Annotated in this window: 21 protein-coding genes and 2 tRNA genes; 22 read left to right on the top strand and 1 reads right to left on the bottom strand. The window is 68.4% G+C overall.

What is annotated here, in order from left to right; all coding sequences use genetic code 11:
* Positions 1-8 precede the first annotated feature (8 nt).
* The 16 genes from rplU to ABIB51_RS10490 all read left to right on the top strand — a co-directional run bounded on the left by rplU (position 9) and on the right by ABIB51_RS10490 (position 14,270).
* Positions 9-317 (top strand): 50S ribosomal protein L21, encoded by a 309-nt coding sequence (gene rplU, locus ABIB51_RS10415; protein ID WP_018773353.1) that lies wholly within the window; start codon positions 9-11, stop codon positions 315-317.
* A gap of 61 nt (positions 318-378) precedes the next feature.
* Complete coding sequence (gene rpmA / locus ABIB51_RS10420; protein ID WP_009372867.1) at positions 379-642, top strand: 50S ribosomal protein L27; 264 nt, start codon at positions 379-381, stop codon at positions 640-642.
* 115 nt (positions 643-757) lie between these two features.
* Positions 758-2,347: a GTPase ObgE gene (obgE, locus tag ABIB51_RS10425; protein WP_354187871.1), complete on the top strand. Its 1,590-nt coding sequence runs from the start codon at positions 758-760 to the stop codon at positions 2,345-2,347.
* The gene (proB, locus tag ABIB51_RS10430) at positions 2,337-3,506 is read left to right on the top strand and encodes a glutamate 5-kinase (protein WP_354187872.1); all 1,170 of its coding nucleotides are present in this window, start codon (positions 2,337-2,339) and stop codon (positions 3,504-3,506) included. Before obgE ends, proB begins: the two co-directional genes overlap by 11 nt.
* A gap of 26 nt (positions 3,507-3,532) precedes the next feature.
* Complete coding sequence (locus tag ABIB51_RS10435) at positions 3,533-4,888, top strand: glutamate-5-semialdehyde dehydrogenase (RefSeq protein WP_354187873.1); 1,356 nt, start codon at positions 3,533-3,535, stop codon at positions 4,886-4,888.
* A gap of 80 nt (positions 4,889-4,968) precedes the next feature.
* Positions 4,969-5,208, top strand: a complete 240-nt coding sequence (locus tag ABIB51_RS10440) for a hypothetical protein (RefSeq protein ID WP_354187874.1) — start codon at positions 4,969-4,971, stop codon at positions 5,206-5,208.
* Between the two features lie 55 nt (positions 5,209-5,263).
* The gene (gene nadD / locus ABIB51_RS10445; protein WP_502916113.1) at positions 5,264-5,923 is read left to right on the top strand and encodes a nicotinate-nucleotide adenylyltransferase; all 660 of its coding nucleotides are present in this window, start codon (positions 5,264-5,266) and stop codon (positions 5,921-5,923) included.
* A gap of 7 nt (positions 5,924-5,930) precedes the next feature.
* Positions 5,931-7,316: a hypothetical protein gene (locus ABIB51_RS10450; RefSeq protein ID WP_354187876.1), complete on the top strand. Its 1,386-nt coding sequence runs from the start codon at positions 5,931-5,933 to the stop codon at positions 7,314-7,316.
* Between the two features lie 68 nt (positions 7,317-7,384).
* The gene (gene rsfS / locus ABIB51_RS10455; protein ID WP_354187877.1) at positions 7,385-7,786 is read left to right on the top strand and encodes a ribosome silencing factor; all 402 of its coding nucleotides are present in this window, start codon (positions 7,385-7,387) and stop codon (positions 7,784-7,786) included.
* Positions 7,787-7,939: 153 nt separating this feature from the next.
* A tRNA-Ala gene (locus ABIB51_RS10460) sits at positions 7,940-8,012 on the top strand.
* A gap of 175 nt (positions 8,013-8,187) precedes the next feature.
* Positions 8,188-8,260 (top strand) — tRNA-Ala (locus ABIB51_RS10465).
* A 334-nt stretch (positions 8,261-8,594) separates the two neighbouring features.
* Positions 8,595-10,145: an LGFP repeat-containing protein gene (locus ABIB51_RS10470; protein WP_354187878.1), complete on the top strand. Its 1,551-nt coding sequence runs from the start codon at positions 8,595-8,597 to the stop codon at positions 10,143-10,145.
* A gap of 71 nt (positions 10,146-10,216) precedes the next feature.
* The gene (locus tag ABIB51_RS10475) at positions 10,217-10,564 is read left to right on the top strand and encodes a zinc ribbon domain-containing protein YjdM (RefSeq protein ID WP_354187879.1); all 348 of its coding nucleotides are present in this window, start codon (positions 10,217-10,219) and stop codon (positions 10,562-10,564) included.
* Between the two features lie 7 nt (positions 10,565-10,571).
* The gene (locus ABIB51_RS10480) at positions 10,572-11,753 is read left to right on the top strand and encodes an NAD(P)-binding domain-containing protein (protein ID WP_354187880.1); all 1,182 of its coding nucleotides are present in this window, start codon (positions 10,572-10,574) and stop codon (positions 11,751-11,753) included.
* A gap of 23 nt (positions 11,754-11,776) precedes the next feature.
* Positions 11,777-12,934 (top strand): class I SAM-dependent methyltransferase, encoded by a 1,158-nt coding sequence (locus ABIB51_RS10485; protein ID WP_354187881.1) that lies wholly within the window; start codon positions 11,777-11,779, stop codon positions 12,932-12,934.
* A 133-nt stretch (positions 12,935-13,067) separates the two neighbouring features.
* Positions 13,068-14,270: an ROK family transcriptional regulator gene (locus ABIB51_RS10490; RefSeq protein WP_354187882.1), complete on the top strand. Its 1,203-nt coding sequence runs from the start codon at positions 13,068-13,070 to the stop codon at positions 14,268-14,270.
* Positions 14,271-14,290: 20 nt separating this feature from the next.
* Here the strand turns inward: ABIB51_RS10490 and ABIB51_RS10495 are convergent, their stop codons facing one another.
* Positions 14,291-14,488, bottom strand: coding sequence for a hypothetical protein (locus ABIB51_RS10495; RefSeq protein ID WP_354187883.1), 198 nt, complete (start codon positions 14,486-14,488; stop codon positions 14,291-14,293).
* A gap of 140 nt (positions 14,489-14,628) precedes the next feature.
* Here ABIB51_RS10495 and ABIB51_RS10500 point away from each other — a divergent pair, with 140 nt between their 5' ends.
* The 6 genes from ABIB51_RS10500 (at position 14,629) to ABIB51_RS10525 (ending at position 18,917) form a co-directional block, all read left to right on the top strand.
* Positions 14,629-15,636, top strand: coding sequence for an AAA family ATPase (locus tag ABIB51_RS10500; protein WP_354187884.1), 1,008 nt, complete (start codon positions 14,629-14,631; stop codon positions 15,634-15,636).
* A gap of 9 nt (positions 15,637-15,645) precedes the next feature.
* A complete protein-coding gene (locus ABIB51_RS10505; RefSeq protein ID WP_354187885.1) occupies positions 15,646-16,551 on the top strand; it encodes a DUF58 domain-containing protein in 906 nt (301 codons plus the stop codon).
* 63 nt (positions 16,552-16,614) lie between these two features.
* Positions 16,615-17,043: a hypothetical protein gene (locus ABIB51_RS10510; protein WP_354187886.1), complete on the top strand. Its 429-nt coding sequence runs from the start codon at positions 16,615-16,617 to the stop codon at positions 17,041-17,043.
* 305 nt (positions 17,044-17,348) lie between these two features.
* Entirely contained in the window at positions 17,349-17,981 is a 633-nt protein-coding gene (locus tag ABIB51_RS23205; protein WP_502916114.1) for a vWA domain-containing protein, read from the top strand.
* Entirely contained in the window at positions 17,905-18,060 is a 156-nt protein-coding gene (locus tag ABIB51_RS10520; protein WP_354187888.1) for a hypothetical protein, read from the top strand. Before ABIB51_RS23205 ends, ABIB51_RS10520 begins: the two co-directional genes overlap by 77 nt.
* The gene (locus tag ABIB51_RS10525; protein WP_354187889.1) at positions 18,057-18,917 is read left to right on the top strand and encodes a VWA domain-containing protein; all 861 of its coding nucleotides are present in this window, start codon (positions 18,057-18,059) and stop codon (positions 18,915-18,917) included. Before ABIB51_RS10520 ends, ABIB51_RS10525 begins: the two co-directional genes overlap by 4 nt.
* Positions 18,918-19,047: the final 130 nt, after the last annotated feature.

Below are 19,047 nucleotides of genomic sequence, written 5' to 3' on the forward strand. Positions count from 1 at the left end.
GTTCCCCAGTGGTGTACGCGATTGTCCGCGCAGGCGGCCGCCAAGAGAAGGTTTCCGTTGGAGACTTCGTTACCCTGAACCGCGTCCCCGGTGGAGCCGGCAGCACCTTTGAGTTGCCCGCACTGCTCCTGGTAGACGGTGACAAAGTCACCTCTGCTGCTGCGGACCTGGCCAAGGTAACGGTTACGGCTGAGATCCTCGAAGACCTCCGTGGTCCGAAGATCGTCATCCAGAAGTTCAAGAACAAGACCGGTTACAAGAAGCGCCAGGGTCACCGTCAGGAATTGACCAAGGTCAAGATCACCGGTATCAAGTAACTCTTCGTTACTGTTCAGGTTCCAGCAGATTCCCCAGAATTTTTGAAGGCAGGCATTCCAAATGGCACATAAAAAAGGCGCGAGTTCCACTCGCAACGGTCGTGACTCCAACGCCCAGTACCTCGGCGTCAAGCGCTTCGGTGGCCAGGTAGTTTCCGCAGGCGAGATCATCGTCCGCCAGCGGGGCACCCACTTCCACCCGGGCGCCGGCGTAGGCCGCGGCGGGGACGACACCCTGTTCGCCCTGACCCCCGGTGCTGTCGAGTTCGGCACCCGCCGTGGTCGCCGCGTTGTGAACATCGTGGCTGCTGCAGCTGCAGAGTAACAAAACGTTCTAAATCGGTGGGGCGGGCCATTAGGTCCGCTCCACCGGTGTTTTAACCGCATTACAATCATCTTGGGCCCCTGTGGGCCCGGGGAACAGCACTGAGGAGATCCACGTGGCGAGCTTTGTAGACCGGGTAGTACTGCACGTATCCGGCGGTACCGGCGGCCACGGCTGTGTCTCCGTCCACCGCGAGAAGTTCAAGCCCCTCGGCGGTCCCGACGGCGGCAACGGCGGCAATGGCGGCGACGTCATCCTGCGCGTTGATCCCCAGACCACCACCCTGCTCGACTACCACCATGCACCCCACCGGCACGCCACCAACGGCGGCCCCGGCATGGGCGACTGGCGCGGCGGCAAGAACGGCGAAACCCTGATCCTTCCGGTGCCCGTGGGCACCGTGGTGAAGTCCAAGTCGGGCGAAGTCCTCGCCGACCTCGTAAGCGAAGGCGCCGAATTCATCGCGGCAGCCGGCGGCATCGGCGGCCTCGGCAACGCCTCGCTCTCCTCCCAGAAGCGCCGCGCCCCCGGCTTCGCGCTGCTCGGCATCGAAGGCGAATCCAGTGACGTCGTCCTGGAACTGAAGTCCATCGCTGACATCGCCCTCGTAGGGTTCCCCTCCGCCGGCAAGTCCAGCCTGATTGCCGCCATGTCGGCCGCCCGGCCCAAGATCGCCGACTACCCCTTCACCACCCTGATCCCGAACCTGGGCGTCGTGCAGGCCGGCGAGGTCCGCTTCACCATCGCCGACGTCCCGGGCCTCATCGAGGGCGCCAGCGAAGGCAAGGGCCTCGGCCACCACTTCCTGCGCCACGTCGAGCGCTGCGCCGCCCTCGTGCACGTCCTGGACTGCGGCACGCTCGAATCCGACCGCGACCCGCTCTCCGACCTCGCCATCATCGAGGCCGAGCTGGAGAAGTACGCCGTGGACATGAGCTACAGCGGGGCCGACGGCGAAGTCGTTCCGCTGAACCACCGCCCCCGGCTGGTCGCCCTGAACAAGGTGGACCTGCCCGACGGCAAGGACATGGCCGAGTTCGTCCGCCCGGAACTGGAATCCCGCGGCTACAGGGTCTTCGAGATCTCCGCCACGAGCCACGAGGGCCTCCGCCAGCTCGGCTTCGCCATGGCCGAAATCGTCCAGGCCGCCCGCGACACCCTCGCCGCCGCACCGCCCAAGGTAAATGCCCCGATCCTGAAGCCGCGCGCCGTCAACGAATCCGGTTTCAAGATCCGCCGCGAAGAGAAGAACCTCGAGCCGCTGTTCCGCGTCCTCGGCGACAAGCCCGTGCGCTGGGTCAAGCAGACCGACTTCACCAACGAGGAAGCCATCGGCTACCTCGCCGACCGGCTCGCGAAGCTCGGCGTCGAAAACGAACTGTTCAAGCAGGGCGCAGTGCCCGGCGACACCGTGGTCATCGGCGAGGACGACGGCGTCGTCTTCGACTGGGAGCCGACCATGATGGCCGGCGCCGAACTCCTGGCGTCCCCGCGCGGCACCGACGTGCGCTTCGCCGAGATCGGCGACCGCCCCACCCGCGGACAGAAGCGCGACGAGCAGCAGGAGCGCCGCGACGCCAAGGCGGCCGCCCGCGCCGAGCTCGAAGCCGAGCGCAAGGCCGGCATCTGGACCGAATCCGTGAGCAGCCGCCGCGTCGCCAAGCCGCTCAAGGAGAGTGGACTGGGCGACGACAATGAGGAGTGAACCCGCCGAAGTGAGTGCTAGTCCCGCAGTAATCATCGAGGAACCCAGCGACGACCGGAGCGTGCTTGCCAGGGCGCGCCGCATCGTAGTCAAGGTCGGATCGTCGTCACTCACCAGCATCAAGGGCGGCATTTCCGAAGAAGCACTCATCGGGCTGTCGGATGCCCTTGCAGTCAAGAGCAACGAGGGCATGGAAATCATCCTGGTGTCCTCGGGGGCCATCGCCGCCGGCCTGGCGCCGTTGGGACTGGCCAAGCGTCCTCGGGACCTGGCCACCCAGCAGGCTGCGGCGAGCGTGGGCCAAGGTCTCCTGATGGCGCGGTACACCCATGCCTTTGGCGCCCACGGCGTGACTGTCAGCCAGGTGTTGCTCACTGCCGATGACCTCATGCGGCGCACTCACCATACGAACGCCTTCCGCGCCCTGAACAGGCTGCTGAACCTGGGCGTCGTGCCGGTCGTCAACGAAAACGACACCGTGGCCACGCACAAGATCCGCTTCGGTGACAACGACCGTCTCTCGGCGCTTGTGGCCCACCTCGTCCGCGCCGATGCCCTGTTGCTGCTCTCCGACGTCGATTCGCTCTACGACGGCCCCCCGGCGATGGGCGCCAAGCGGATTCCCCGGGTGGACGGCCCGGAGGACCTCGAGGGTGTTTCCATTGGCGCGCCCGGCAAGGCCGGAGTCGGAACCGGCGGAATGCAGACCAAGGTCGAGGCGGCCATCATGGCGGCCGATTCCGGAATCCCCGCGATGGTCACGTCGACTGCGAACGTCGCGGCAGCCCTGGCCGGCGAAGACGTCGGAACATGGTTCACCGTGAACGGTGCACGCAAGCCGGTGCGGATGATGTGGCTCGCCCACCTCGCGCACGTGCAGGGCCGGCTGATCCTCGACGACGGCGCGGTGACGGCTGTTTGTGACAACCACACGTCGCTGCTACCGGCCGGCATTTCGGCGGTTGAAGGTAACTTCGAAGCAGGGGACGCCGTGGAAATGGTCGCGGCCGACGGTACCGTCATTGCGCGCGGTCTGGTCAACTATTCCGCTGCCGAGTTGCCCCAGATGCTGGGCCGGTCCACCGTGGAACTCGGCGAGTCACTGGGACGTGGGTTTGACCGCGAGGTTGTCCACGTTGACGACCTGGTTCTGGTTTAGCCACCACCCCCGCCTAGACTTGAAGGATGACTGAGGCACTGATTCCCCAAGCCGCTGCGAGTTCCAACGAAGCCACCCAGGCAGCCCCGACGCCCGAGGAAGTGACCGTGCGTCCTTCAACGTCCGACGTCGAGGCCGCCGTCCACGCCATCGCCGACCGTTCCCGGCACGCCGCCCGGCTGATGGCCAGGGCAAACCGTGCGTGGAAGGACCGCGGCCTGCGGGCGATCGCCGCCGCGCTGCTCGAGCGCAAGAGCCAGATCCTGGCCGCCAACACCAAGGACGTCGCCGCAGGACGGGCCAACGGCACCTCCGCGGCCCTGCTGGACCGGCTCACCCTCACCGAACCCCGGATCCAGGCCCTCGCCGGCGCCCTGGAAAACCTCGCCACCCTTCCCGACCCGGTCGGAAACGTGGTCCGCGGCCAGACGCTGCCCAACGGGCTGCGCCTGCGCCAGATCAACGTGCCCATGGGCGTCGTCGCCGCCATCTACGAGGCACGCCCGAACGTGACCGTGGACATCGCCGGGCTGGGCCTCAAGAGCGGCAACGCCGTCATCCTCCGCGGCGGAACCGCCGCGGCCGCCACCAACGCTGCGCTGGTCACCATCCTTCGCGACGCGCTGGAATCGGTGGGCTTGCCCGCCGACGCCGTACAGACCGTGGACCAGTTCGGCCGCGAGGGCGCCAACGTCCTGATGCGCGCCCGGGGCAGGGTGGACGTCCTGATTCCCCGCGGCGGCCGTGACCTGATCCAGTCCATCGTGATGAATGCCTCGGTGCCGGTCATCGAGACGGGGGAGGGCAACGTCCACATCTTCCTGGACGCCTCCGCGGGCGAGGACATGGCTGTCGAGATCCTGCTGAACGCCAAGACCCAGCGGCCCAGCGTCTGCAACACCGTGGAAACCCTCCTGGTGCACTCGGGATCCACCGTGCTGCCCGCCGTCGCCGCGGCCCTGCGCGCCGCCGGCGTCACCCTGCACACCGACGAGCGGATCCGCGCGGCGCTGCCGGCGTCCGTCGCCTCCGTCCCCGCCACGGACGAGGACTGGGCCACGGAATACATGGACCTTGACCTTGCCGTGGCCATGGTGGACAACCTGGACGAGGCGGTCAGGCACATCCGCAAATGGTCCACGGGACACACCGAGGCCATCGTGACCAACGACCTCGGCAACGCCGAGCGCTTCATCGCCGAGATCGATTCCGCAGCCGTGATCGTGAACGCGTCCACGCGGTTCACTGACGGCGGCGAACTCGGCCTCGGCGCCGAGGTAGGGATTTCCACCCAGAAGCTGCACGCCCGCGGCCCGATGGGGCTGACCGAACTGACCACCACCAAGTGGATCGTGCAGGGTGAGGGCCAGATCAGGGGCTAGTAACGCTGTAACATGGAACAGAAGCCAGGAACGGCGGGGAATTCCGCCGTCGTAACATTTTGAACTCATTAGGGGAGAACATGCTGTCGCAGCAGATCGCCACAATCATCGCCGCCGCCGGCGAATCCGGCCACGAGGAACTCGCGCCGCTCATCGCACCGCCGTTCGTCATCGGCGCCTCGATGTTTGCGGTCCTCCTCCTCATGATGTTCATCACGCTGTCCTACTCCAACCTGGGCAAGCGCCACGAGGCCGTCAAGGAGCACTCGGATCCGCACCGCCAGCACCCGAACAAGCACGATCACGGCCAAGGCCACTAATATTTCCGCCACCGTGAAGCAGCGCGACGCCACGCGCCGCCTGCGCCTGGGTGTGATGGGCGGCACGTTCGACCCCATCCACCACGGACACCTTGTCGCAGCCAGCGAGGTCGCGGCCAAGTTCGATCTGGACGAAGTGGTGTTCGTGCCCACGGGCCAACCGTGGCAGAAAATGAGCAAGAAGGTCAGCGAGGCGGAGCACCGCTACCTCATGACCGTCATTGCCACGGCGTCGAATCCGCGCTTCACCGTCAGCCGCGTGGATGTGGACCGGCCAGGTCCCACCTACACGATCGACACCCTGCGGGACCTGCGTACTTTGCGGCCCGACGCCGACCTCTTCTTCATCACCGGCGCGGACGCCCTGTCCCAGATTCTGTCCTGGAAGGACATCGACGAGCTCTGGTCCCTCGCGCACTTCGTGGGAGTCACGCGCCCCGGCCATGTGCTGGACGGGATGGGCAGGAAGGATGTCAGCCTGCTCGAAGTCCCCGCCATGGCGATCTCGTCGACGGACTGCCGCGCCCGCGTCGCGGCCGGAAATCCCGTCTGGTACCTCGTGCCCGACGGCGTGGTCCAGTACATCGCCAAGTATGGGCTGTACGACGGCGACCCGGACCCCGCGGACGATGCCACCGTCGGAATTGAAGCCGAGAACGAAGCCGCCCGGTATCGCCGGGCTACCGAAATAAGCCAACCAGCCAGCACTGAATGAGTTTGTAATGAGTCAGGAACAGTCACCCGTCCGCAGCCGTCGCGAATTGCGACAGGCTCGAGATGAACGCCTGGAAGCGGGCCAGGAGCCCGGTACCGCGGCTCCGGGCGCCGTTGACCCTGCCTCAAAATCGCCCGCCCCCGACGCTGCCGCCTCCAAGCCGGCCACCCCGGTTGACCCCGGTGAGCCCACGCCCGCCGAAATCACCGGACGCAGCCGCCGGGTAGCTGACGGCCCCGTGGACTCGGTGCCCAATCCCGGCGGCTCCGAGCGCTCCTCGCAAGTGCGCGCGCGGGACCGGGCTGCGCTCCGCGCCATCAAGGAGCTCGCGGAAAAAGAAGGCCAGCTCGCGGGAGGCGGTCCTCCCACCCGGCGCCAGTTGAGGCTGATGCAGCTGGCGGCGGAAACGGCACCGGCCACCGCGGCCAACCTCATCGTTCCCGCTTCCCCGCGGACGCGGGCGAATCCCGTGGTCAGCCAGCCTGCCGGGAGTAAGCCGGCATCCAAGCCTGGTGCCACTCCCGCCGGCAATGCCGCGGCAGCTACTGAAGAGGCAGCCGGCGCAGCGGCCGCAAAAGACAAGCCCGCCGTCGGCCAGGAAGCCGCACCGGCTCCTGCCAAGGGCAAGAAGGGCGCGGCAAACCCCGGTCCCGACGGCCAGCTCCCGGATGGAATGACCGTCGAGCAGGCCCTGGCTGCACGCGAACTCCTGGCCCGGCAGGCGCAAAACCAGCTGGCCAAGATGGACCACATCGTCGCCACCGACCCCGACGCGGTGGATCCTGACGTGCTGGCGGAGCAGATCGCCCTGGCCGAGCGCGCGGTGGTGTTGAACCGCCGGGCAGCCGCCAAGCAGAAGCTGGCCGAACAGGCCAGCCTGCCGGCGCCGCCGCGGAATGATCCCTCGACCGCCAGCAATCTGGCCATGGTCACACCCCTGGAATTTGTCCAGGTCCCCGGCATGGAGCGGCCAGTCATGAAGCCCCCTGCCACGTCCTATGTTCCGGTCGTCACCAATCCGGGCCCCCGGGTTGAGAATCCCCGGAAGCCGGGTAACCGCCGTCCCGCTTCGGCCAAACAACGTCCGGGCACCGCGTCAGGCCGTGCCGGCGTGTTGGCCCGTGCGGAGGCTGCCGCCAAGGCGGCCTCCGGGTCGGTGAACCGGTCACGTCCGGCCGTTGTGAATCCCGCGCCGATGCAGTCCGAAGAGGACTTCGCCGGCCGGACCCCGGTGGCCGCTAACAGCGCCCACGGCCTCGATCCCCTCGACGTGGCCACGGCCGGCCTCGGCCGGGCCCGTCGCCTGCGCATGCTGCAGCTGGGGGTCCTGGCATTGGGCGTCCTCGCCCTGATCGCCGGCATTACCCTGATCATCACCGGCCTGGCGGGCTAGCCCCATGCCGCCGGGCCTGGCATCTCAAGCATTTTTTACAAGAGCTTTTCACCCCAACAAGGAGTCCCGTGACTGCAACAGATTCATCCATCGCCACAGCCCGCCACGCAGCCCGTGCTGCCTCGGAGAAACTCGCCGAGGACATTGTTGCCCTTGACGTCAGCGAGCGGCTGGCCCTGGCCGACGTCTTCCTGATCGCCTCGGCACCGTCCGAGCGCCAGGTCAACGCAATTGTCGACGGCATCGAAGAAGAACTCTCCAAGTTCGACCTCAAGCCGACCCGCCGCGAAGGCCGCTCCGGCGGACGCTGGGTCCTACTTGATTACTCCGACGTCGTCATCCACGTCCAGCACGAGGAAGACCGCGTGTTCTATGCTCTCGAGCGCCTGTGGAAGGACTGCCCGGTCGTGGACCTGCAGCTGGGCGACGACGCATCGGCGAAGGCCACAGTCTCCTCCGAAACGGAGTAGCAACACGGAACAGCCGCCGGGCGGAAGCGTGAATATGCCCGATTTGGAATTTTCCGAAAGGCTGTTCTAAGATATTTGAGTTGCTTCGGAGAGATCCGGACACAGGGCCGGCGCCGGAAGCGTAAGCTGACAGAGCCGGAGCAGCGAAAATTCGGGGCTGTGGCGCAGCTGGTAGCGCACCTGCATGGCATGCAGGGGGTCAGGGGTTCGAGTCCCCTCAGCTCCACCGGATAATCCGCCGGAATCGAAAGATTCCGGCGGATTTTTTGTTCCCAATGCCGGGTGGTTGCGTCACCTGCAGGCTGCCTCGGGGGCCCGGCGCGCCGATTCGCGTCAATGGGAAATGTGGTTTAAGATAATCAGGTTGCTTCCGGGAAAATGGTTCTTCCCCAGCACATTTCGGGGCTGTGGCGCAGCTGGTAGCGCACCTGCATGGCATGCAGGGGGTCAGGGGTTCGAGTCCCCTCAGCTCCACCGAAGAGGCCCTACTCATTGAGTAGGGCCTCAACTGTTTAACCGCGGTTCCGGCCCGCTGCCCGTTCCGCACCCGAGTAGCGGAGGTAGGGGGAGCGGGCCGATTTCAAGTGGTCCTGACGGGTTTTCTAGTACCCGCTACTCGTGCGCTGCAAAGTTCCGCCCTTTAGGGTCATGCCTACGATTTAGTGCCGGTTGACAGTCGGAAGCAGGGGTCGATATGCGCCATGAGTCTAGTTCCGCCCGAGCGACCACAGCCCGGGCCCCAGGCCTGGCGCGGAGGCTGTTTCGGCTGATCCGCGCCGTCACGGTCGCCATAGGGCTAATGGGCGCCATGCTGGTCAGCATTGCGCCGGCAGCCGTGGCCGTCACGTGCGCTCCCTCCACTCCAAAGCCCACGAACACATTTCCCGGCACCGCCGTTGCGGCCGCGAACTTCGAGTCCGGGGACCTCAAGGGCTTCAAGGTCTTCACGTTGGGGAACGGCACTGTCAAGGTTTCTTCCGCGTTTTCCCACTCGGGATCCTGCGCCGCGTTCCTGCACGCCACGACGGCCAACAACTCAATCGCCAACATGCAAGCGGCCCTGCCGGCCGGAACGACGGAAGCCTATGCGGACGGCTGGTTCAATATCGCCAAAGACGGGGTGGCCGGCAACAACGTTCCCTACTTCCGCTTCTTCAGCGGCACCGAGCGGGTCATCGACCTCTTTCGGGACAACGGCAGCGGCGCTGTCGTGCTGCGCACAACGGCTCCCTCCGGGGCCTTCAGCTACAACACCCTGGTGCCCAGCACGAAACTGGATGCTTGGGACCACGTGGCCATGCACGTCGTGGCCAACGGCACCAAGACCGGCGTGCAGGTCTGGTTCAATGAAAAATCCGTCCATGCCAGCACCTCCGCCAAGATCGGCGCCAAGTCGCTGACCGCGGTTCAGCTGGGCGCTGAGCACGACACCCAGATGGGGGACATCTACGCGGACGACGTGATCGTCAAGGCCGGCAGCGGCACGCCCGGTCCCATCCCGGGTCCGGGCGGCGGCACGAACACCCCGGGCCCAGGTAGCGGAGGCAGCGGCGTTCCTGCGGCTGCCAGTGCCGACATCCAGCGCGTGGCTGCCGCGAACCCCGATCTGGGCCAGGCGCTCTCACCAATTGCGTGCGGCACTCCTGGCGGCTGCCGCCAGGAATACGCGGCCGGCCTCATCGTCTGGTCGTCGGCAACAGGGGCGCACGTAAATGCTGGCGGAATCCACGTTGCGTGGACCGCTGCCGGAGCGGAAAAAGGCCGCCTTGGCTATCCGACCACTGATGTTGTGTGCGGGCTGCGCAATGGCGGCTGCTATCAGATGTATCAAGGCGGCGCGATCATCTGGTCTCCCAACACAGGGTCGTGGCTGAGCGTTGGAGCGATCCGCGCCGCGTGGGGTGCCGCCGGATTCGAAAACGGCCGGCTCGGCTATCCCCTGAACAACGAAGCCTGCGGGCTGCGCAGCGGCGGTTGCGTCCAGGCGTACCAGGGCGGCACCATCGTCTGGTCCGCCGCAACCGGCCCGCGCGCTCTGTTTGGCGGGATCCGGGCCGTGTGGGCTGGTTCCGGGTCCCAGAACGGGCGGCTCGGATACCCCAGCAGCAACGAAACCTGCGGCCTGCGCAGTGGCGGCTGCTACCAGATGTTCCAGGGCGGCGCCGTTATCTGGTCCCCGGCCACGGGGGCACTGATGAGCGTGGGCGGAATCCGGGCCGCGTGGGCCAGCACCGGGTTTGAAAACGGCCGGTTCGGCTACCCGACGACGAATGAATACGTGTCCGGCGGAGAGGTTGTGCAGAATTACCAGGGAGGGCGGATCATCTGGTCGCCCTCGACCGGTATCCGGTTCGCCTAGGCCCGACGGCCCGGTCCCTTCCTGCGCAGCCCGGCTGCCCGGCGAGGAGCTCGGGCGACTAACATTGGGGCGTGAACGCGACCCTGCCCCCGTGCCCGGAATGCTCCAGCGATTACACCTATGAGATGGGGGCGCTCCTGGTCTGCCCGGAGTGCGCCCATGAATGGGCAGCAGCACCCGGGCCGGACGAGCCGGAAGAAAAAGCCATCAGGGACGCCGTCGGCAACGTGCTGGCCGACGGCGACACCGTCACGGTTATCAAGGACCTCAAGATCAAAGGCAGCTCCACCGTGATCAAGGTCGGCACGAAGGTCCGTGGCATCCGGCTCGTCAACGGCGTGGGTGACCACGACATCGATTGCAAGGTCGACGGCGTCGGTCCCATGCAGCTCAAGTCCATCGTCGTCAAGAAGATCTGACCGGCGGATGACCCCCATTGGCGGGACCGGGACCGATGCCGAGGCGCAGCCGGTGGAGGTGGTTGTGATCGGCGCAGGGCAGGCCGGCCTCTCGGCGGCCTACCATCTGCAGCGCCGCGGGTTCATCCTTCCGGGAAGGGAAGAGCCCGCCACGGAAGCCCCGGCCCGGACGTATCTCGTCCTCGATGCTGAGGATGGTCCCGGCGGGGCGTGGCGCCACCGCTGGAAAAGCCTCCGGATGGCGACAGTGAACGGCATCAGCGACCTGCCCGGCATCCCGCAGCCCGCCGTGGACCCGGAGGAGGCCAGTTCGAGCTTCCTGAGCCGCTACTTCGGCGGCTACGAGGACCAGCTGGGGCTGGCCATCCTGCGGCCGGTCAAGGTGCACTCCGTCCGCAGGGAGGATAACAACCCGGACGGACGCCTCAGGATCTGCACGTCCCGCGGGGACTGGTCCGCCCGTGCCGTCATCAACGCCACCGGTACCTGGACGCGGCCGTTCTGGCCCATCTACCCGGGCCGCGCCGTCTTCCGCGGACGCCAGCTGCACGTCGCCGACTATGTCTCGGCCGATGAATTCCGCGGACAGCACGTGATCGTGGTCGGCGGCGGGATTTCGGCGGTCGGGCTGCTGGATGAGATCTCGCAGCTCACTGCCACGACGTGGTTCACCCGCCGTGAACCCGTTTGGCGGGACGCCGGATTCGACCGCCAGGCCGGGCACGACGCCGTCGCCCTCGTCGAGGAGCGCGTCCGCCGGGGCCTCCCGCCCCAGAGCGTCGTCTCGGTGACCGGACTGATCCGGACCCCGGCCCTGCGCGCTGCGGCCGCCCGCGGTGCCCTGGACCGGCACCCCATGTTCACCGCGATTGAACCCGGCGGCGTGCGGCTGGCCGACGGGAACTTCCTGGCAGCCGACGTGATCCTGTGGGCCACCGGCTTCCGGGCCGAACTGGACCACCTCGCCCCGCTGCACCTGCGCGGACCCGGCGGCGGCATCGCCGTGGAGGGCACCCAGGTGGCCGCCGAGCCGCGGGTCCACCTGGTCGGCTACGGACCCTCCTCGTCCACCATCGGGGCCAACCGCGCCGGCAGGGCCGCCGTGAACGGCATCCTAGGGATGCTCACCAGGCAGGATAAGTTTGATACCGGCCCCGAAACCTTGGGGCACCTCAAGATCCAGGCCTGAACAGACAAGGCGGCAGCTCGCGCGTGGCGGACAACAATCTCGAATCCCACTTTTCCCGGCTGCGGAGGTTCCCGGACGTCCAGGCGCCCAACCTCCAGGCCTGGGACGCCACGGACCGGCTCCTGCTGGACGCAGCGGCCGGGCTGCTGACACCGGACAGCCGGCTCGCCGTCGTGGGGGACCGCTACGGCGCGCTGACCCTCGGGGCGCCCGGCCTGGCCGCGGCCGGGCCGAACGGAACCTGGCCCGTCCGCGTCCACCAGGACCTCATCACCGGTGAGCGTGCGCTCCGCACCAACGCCGCCGCCCTGGGCATCGCCGGCGGGTTCGAACAGCTCCCGCTCGGCGCGGCGCTGTTGGAGGGCGCCACCGTCGTACTCCTCCAGCTCCCCAAGTCCCTCGCCGAGCTGGAGGAAATCGCCGACGCCGTGGCCCGGCACGCCGCACCCGACGTCGTGCTGCTGGCAGGCGGACGCGTCAAACACATGAGCCTCGGCATGAACGCGGTGCTGGAACGCTATTTCAGCACCGTCCAGCCGCAACTCGCGCGGCAGAAGTCCCGGATCCTGCTGGCCGGCGGACCCCGGCCGGCCGCGGCCGCACCGCCCTTCCCGGTCACCGAGGATCATGCGGAGCTCGGGCTGACGGTGTGCGCGCACGGCGCCGTGTTTGCCGGGACGGGGCTGGATATCGGCACCCGGTTCCTGCTGGACTTCCTGCCGGACATGCCGCCCGCCGCCCGCGCCGTAGACCTTGGCTGCGGCACGGGCATCCTCGCGGCCATGTACGCCCGGGCCAACCCCGGCGCCCGGGTCGTCGCCACGGACCAGTCCGCGGCCGCCGTCCGGTCCGCCCGGGCCACGGCCGCCGCCAACGGACTCGAGGAGCGGATCGAGGCACTCCAGGACGACGCCATGGGCTCCCTGCCGGCCGCAAGTGCCGAACTTATCCTGTTGAACCCGCCCTTCCACATCGGCGCGGCAGTCCATGCCGGTGCGGGGATCAAGATGATCGAGGCCGCGGGGCGGGTCCTCGCGCCGGGCGGGGAACTGTGGACGGTGTACAACAGCCACCTGCAGTACCGGCCTGCGCTGGAGCGGCTGATCGGTCCCACCCGCGAGGTCGGACGGAACCCGAAATTCACGGTGACGGCGAGTATCCGCAAAACTGCCGCGTTGTGAAGCCCGTGTGTGGGCGGGCTCATGCTCGTAACGTACGATTTTGACATAAGCAGTGCCTGCCCAAAGACGTATAGGGGAATCAGTGACCGAGATCCGCCAGCCCTCGCCAAGGCGCGGAACCAACTTGCCCCGTATGGGCGACTTCAACCTCACCGTCATCCTCGATGCCATCCGGCGTTCGCCCGGAGGCCTGAGCCGTGTGGAGCTCGCCCAGATCGTCGGATTGTCGCCGCAGACCATTTCCAACATCTCACGCCGGCTCCTGGACCAGAGCCTGATCGTGGAGGCCGGGAAAGAGGGCACCGGGCCGGGGAAGCCCCGGACCATGCTCCGGCTCAATCCCGCCGGCATGTACGCCGTCGGGGTCCACCTGGATCCCGCCGTGCTGACGTTCGTTGTCCTGGACCTGGTGGGCGCGGTGGTCAAGCACTCCCGCGTTAAGACACCCTCCGGCGCGGATCCCGGCGCGGTCATCGGCACCATTGCCGCCGAGATCAACCAGCTCGTCGCGGACTCTGGCGTGGACCGGGCCAAGATCGCCGGGCTCGGCGTCGCATCACCTGGCCCCATAGACCTTGAGGAAGGCACCGTCGTCGACCCGCCGCTCCTGCTCGGCTGGCACCGGGTACCGCTGCGGGACGCCCTGGCCGAGGCCACGGGACTCTCCACCCTGGTGGACAAGGACGTGACCAGCGCCGCCGTCGCGGAGACCTGGGCGGGCGGCCCCAGCGGCGCCGGCAGCTTCGTCTTTATGTACATGGGAACGGGCATCGGCTGCGGCATCGTCCTGAACGACGAAGTGGTCCGTGGCACCTCGGGGAACGCCGGCGAGATCGGGCACATCATGGTGGACCCGGACGGCCCGCCCTGCGACTGCGGCATCCGCGGCTGCGTGAAGTCCTCCTGCATCCCCCAGGTCCTCGTGGCCCAGGCCGAGGCGGCCGGAATCCTGGACGGCTCCCGGCAGGACAGGAGTGCCCCCGCCATCCAGGACAGCTTCGCCGAACTCTGCGCCGCCGCGTATGCCGGCAATGAGAAGGCCGCCGAAATCATCGACAAATCCGCGGTGCTCGTGGCCCGCGCCGTCTCCTCCGTCACCAACACCCTGGACGTGGACCGGGTGGTGTTCGGCGGCCCCTTCTGGACCTCCCTCTCCCAGGCCTACCTGGCCCGGATCCCGGGGCTCGTTGAGGAAAGCAGCGCCACCCGGAAGATCCACGCCATCGAGGTGGTCGGCACCGGCGTCGGCGAGGACGTCGCGGCCATCGGGGCCGCCTGTCTGGTCCTCGAGCACATGCTCGCCCCACGGTCCCAGCGCCTCCTGCTGGAGGGCTGAGGCCGCGGACCCGGCCGGCGTCAGTCGATGTCCTCGATGACCGTCCCGAACGGGATGGTCTGATCGAGGTGGGCCTGATGCCCGTGCGGAAGCACGAGAACCCGGACGCCATGTGACTTGTCCGCCGCGGACTGCATCAAGACGGGCCGGACCGTGAGGATGAAGTTCTCACTCTTGCCGGCGAGATATTCCTGGTAGCTGGCTGGAAGCTGGATCATGGCAACAGGATAGACCCGCACCGGCGCTATGGGGAGGGCTCCCCATTGCCGGAATCCCCGGCCCGGGCTTGGATAGGATGGCCGGTGGTGGGAGCCGCCCGGCCGCCACCGGACCAGACCAGCTAGCAGGGGGACCTTGAGTGTTACAGACCATGGCCCCCGCGCGGATAGAACCGCCGGAACTGGCCCGGGCCCAGCAGACGCTCGCCGCCATCTCCCGCAGCTTCGACGCCAAGGTGGTGGGGCAGGCCAGGCTCCGGGAGTCCCTGCTCATCGGGCTCATGACCGGCGGGCACATCCTGCTGGAAAGCGTGCCCGGCCTGGCGAAGACCACCGCGGCCCGGACGATGGCCGAGGCCATCAGCGCCGACTTCCGCCGGATCCAGTGCACCCCGGACCTGCTCCCCAGCGACATCGTCGGAACCCAGATCTACGACGCCGGCCAGGGCACCTTCGTCACCAGGCTGGGTCCGGTCCACGCCAACATCGTCCTGCTGGACGAGATCAACCGCTCCAGCGCCAAGACCCAGAGCGCGATGCTCGAAGCCATGCAGGAACGCCAGACGTCCATCGGGGGAGAGGCGCATCCGCTGCCCACGCCGTTCCTCGTGCTGGCCACCCAGAACCCCATCGAGCAGGAAGGCACGTACCTGCTGCCCGAGGCGCAAATGGACCGCTTTATGCTCAAGGACGTGCTGGACTACCCCACGCCGGCCGAAGAGGCCGAGATCATCCGGCGGATCGATGCCGGAGTCTTCACCCCGGAGCAGAAACCCGCCGCAGCCGCCTCGCTCGATGCCGTCGCCGGGCTGCAGGAGACCGTCCGCAGGGTCTACATCGATCCGGCGATCGTCCGGTACATCGTGGGCCTGGCCTTCGTGACCCTCAATGCGTCCCAGTACATCGACGCACGGCTCGCCGGCTACATCGAGTTCGGGGCGAGCCCGCGCGCCAGCATCGCCTTCAGCCAGGCGGCCCTTGCCGTGGCCTTGCTCAACGGGCGGGACCACGTGATCCCGGAGGACGTGAAATCGCTCGCCCACCGCGTCCTGCGGCACCGGCTGATCCTCGGCTTCGAAGCCGTCGCCGAACAGGTGCCGGTGGATCGCGTCATCGACGTCGTCGTCGCCGCCGTCCAGACTCCCTGAGCCCGGCGGATGGCCAGCCTGCTCCGACGCGTCAAGTCGAAGATGTCGATCTTCGCGCACCGCAAAGCCCGCGGCATGCTCGAGGGCGAATACGGGTCCGTCTTCAAAGGCCGGAGCCTGGACTTCGATGACCTGCGCGCCTACGTGCCTGGCGATGAAGTCCGCGACATCGACTGGAAGGCGACCGCCCGCCACGGCTCCCCGTTGGTCCGCCGATACGCCGCCGTGCGACGGCAGACCCTGCTGCTGGTTACGGACACCGGGCGGAACATGGCCGCCGAATCCCGGGACGGCGAGGAGAAAAAGGACATCGCCGTGATGGCCATGGGAGTCGTCGGGTACCTCGCCCAACGCCACGGCGACGCCGTCGGGCTGGTCTGCGGCGACACCGGTGGTTCCCGGACCATCCCGGCGAAGGCAGGCGAAGCGCACCTTGAACGGGTGCTGCGCGAAGTCCATGACGGCGCGTCACTGGCGGGGGAGCCCAGCCGGATCGAAACCCAGCTTGAGTATGTGGCGCAGCGCTTCCCGCAGCGCCTGCTGCTCCTCGTCGTGGCGGACGAGCTGCTCCCGGGCACAGAGACCGAGCGGCTGCTCCGCCGGCTGCGCGCCCAGCACGAGATCCTGTGGCTCACCGTGCGGGACGCCGAACTCGCCGGCGCCGCCGCGACCGGCGACTCCTACGACGTCGCGGCTCCCGGTCAACGGTCCGGGCAGCAGTCCGGACTGCTGCCCGGCCGGCTGGCGGCGTCCCCGGCCGTGGCTGCAGCCTATACGCGGGCCCGGGACGAACGGGACGCTGCCCGGACATCGCTGCTGCGTCGGCTGGGCATCGCCGAAGCGGACGCCGGCAGCAGCCACGATGTGGTTCCCGCGGTCTTTGCCCTCCTGGAACGGCACCGGCGTGGACGGTAGCTTCTACGGACCCCTGCAATACAGCAGCTGGTTCCCGTGGGCGGGGCTGGCATTGCTGTTCCTGTGGGCGCCTGGTACACCTGCGTTTTCCTGGCCACCCGGCGGCAGCGTGCTGCGCGCGGAGCGAAGGGGGCAGTCCCGTCCACCCCGCCGCCGGACCTGCGGGGGCTGCAGCGCGACTACCTCGAGCGGATCGACGCCGTGGCCCTCGAAGCGGGGGCCGGCATCCGGTACGCCCGCTCCTCGCACCAGGAGCTGAGCCTCCTGATCCGCAGCTTCGTCCGGGACGCCTCCGGAGTCGACGCACCGCGGATGACCCTCGCCGAGCTCCGGGCAGTCACCGGGGCCGGCCAGCCGTTTTCCGCCGTCGCGGACGCCGTCGGCCGCAGCTACCCCGCAGCGTTCGCCGCCGGGGCAGCCCCTGACCAGACCGCCTACGCCGTTCCCGACGCCGTCGAGGCCGCCAGTGACGTGGTCCGGTCATGGAAGTGACCTTATGGTGGGTCCTGGCCGCCGCCGTGCTGGCCGCCGCCGCAGCCTGGTTCCTCGGCGTCCGGCGGCCCCGCGCCAGGGAACCCCGACGCCGCCCCGTCGCCCACAGCGACCGGCTCACCGCCCTGCCGGAGTATCAGGCGGCCCTCCGGCAGCACAGGGTCCGGCTCCGGATCCTGGCCGCGGCCGGGATGGTGCTTCTGGTCGCCGCGGCGGTGGCCGCCGCCCGGCCGGCCGAACGCAGCAGCGCCCGGCCAGAGCAACACAAACGGGACATCATCCTGTGCCTGGACGCCTCCGGCTCGATGAACAGCGCCGACGCCGAGATCGTGGACGTCTTCGGCCGCCTCGCCGCCGAATTCGACGGCGAGCGGATCGGCCTGAAGGTGTTCGACAGCAGCGCCGTCCAGGTCTTCCCCCTGACGGACGACTACGGGTACGTCCAGGAGCAGCTGCGGCTCGCCAAGGGCGCCTTCGACGGCGACGGCGCCGCCAGCTTCCTCGACGGGACGTGGGGCGGACAAGGCTCGTCGCTGATCGGAGACGGACTGGCCTCCTGCGTCCAGGGATTCCCGGCAGCGCCACCGGCGGCGGCGGGGGCCGCGGAGCCGGGGGAAGGCGGACGACGTCGGACGGCCCTCCCGCTCGGTCATCCTGGCGACCGACAACTACCTCTCCGGCGCACCCATCTTCAGCCTGGCGGAGGCCGGCGGACTCGCGAAGGAACGCGAAGTCCGCGTCTACGCCCTGAACCCGGGCGACTACGACTACGGGACGGATCCCGGCCAGCCGGGAGCACGGCTCCGCGCGGCCGCCGAGGACAGCGGCGGCGCCTACTACGCACTGGACAGCCCGGACGCGGTGCCCGGCATCATCAGCCGCATCCGGGCCACCGAGGCCGCGGCATTCCAGGCCGTACCGCGGGCCGTGATCACTGACCACGCCGAGGTACCGCTCACCATCGCACTCCTGGCGGGCCTCGTCCTCGCCGTCGCCACCTGTAGGTTCAGGCCATGAGCTTCGCACCGGTCCTGCCCTGGTGGGTCATGGTCCCGCTGACCGCCGCCGTCGTCCTGGGCCTCGGCGGGGTCTTGTTCCGTGCGTGGACGGACCGGGCCGGGCCCGGTCCGGTCCGCGGCTGGCTCTGCCGCGGCGGCCTCGTGCTGCTGCTGCTCCTGGCGGCATTCCGGCCCGGCATCCCCGGCGGCACGGTACAGGGCGCCGCCTCGGAACTCGATGTGTTCTTCGTGGTGGACACGAGCAGCAGCATGGCCGCCGAGGACTTCGCCTTCCGGGACAGCGAGGGTGGCTCACCGCGGCTCGACTGCGTCCGGCAGGACATCCGGGCGATCGCCGAAGAACTGGGAGGAGCCCGCTTCGCGCTCCTTACCTTCGATTCCCTGGCCGTGGTCCGGATGCCGCTGACGGGGGACACCTCCGCACTGGGCACCGCCGTGTCTGTCCTCGGCCCGCAGGTCACCGCATACTCCCGGGGCAGCAGCGTCACGGCCGCGGGGCCGGCACTCGCCGAACGGCTCACCGCCGCCAAGCAGGGCCATCCGGAGCGGCCCCGGCTCGTGTTCTACCTCGGCGACGGCGAGCAGACCAGCGCCACAGCTCCACCGCCCCTAGGCGTGGAGGCCTCCCTCGTGAGCGGAGGTGCGGTCCTCGGCTACGGCACGGCCGCCGGCGGCCGGATGAAGGAGAACAGCGGCGATCCGCGCCGGACGTCCGGGACGTTCATCCAGGACCCGGGCAGCGGCACCGACGCCGTGTCCCGGATCGACGAAATTGGCCTGCGCGGCCTCGCCGGGCAGCTGTCAGTGCCCTACGTGCACCGGGCGGCCGGGGATGCCACCGCACCGATGCTTTAGCGGGCCTCGCCGGGTTCGCTGGCACGCACCGGGGAATCCCTCGAGGGCCGGACCGAGCTGTACTGGCTGCCCGCCCTCGCGGCCTTCCTGCTGGCCCTGCGCGAGACCGTGCTGGTCCTCCGCCAGCTCA

This window comes from Arthrobacter sp. UYCu712, from assembly GCF_040547005.1.
In the GTDB taxonomy this organism is placed as follows: Bacteria; Actinomycetota; Actinomycetes; order Actinomycetales; family Micrococcaceae; genus Arthrobacter.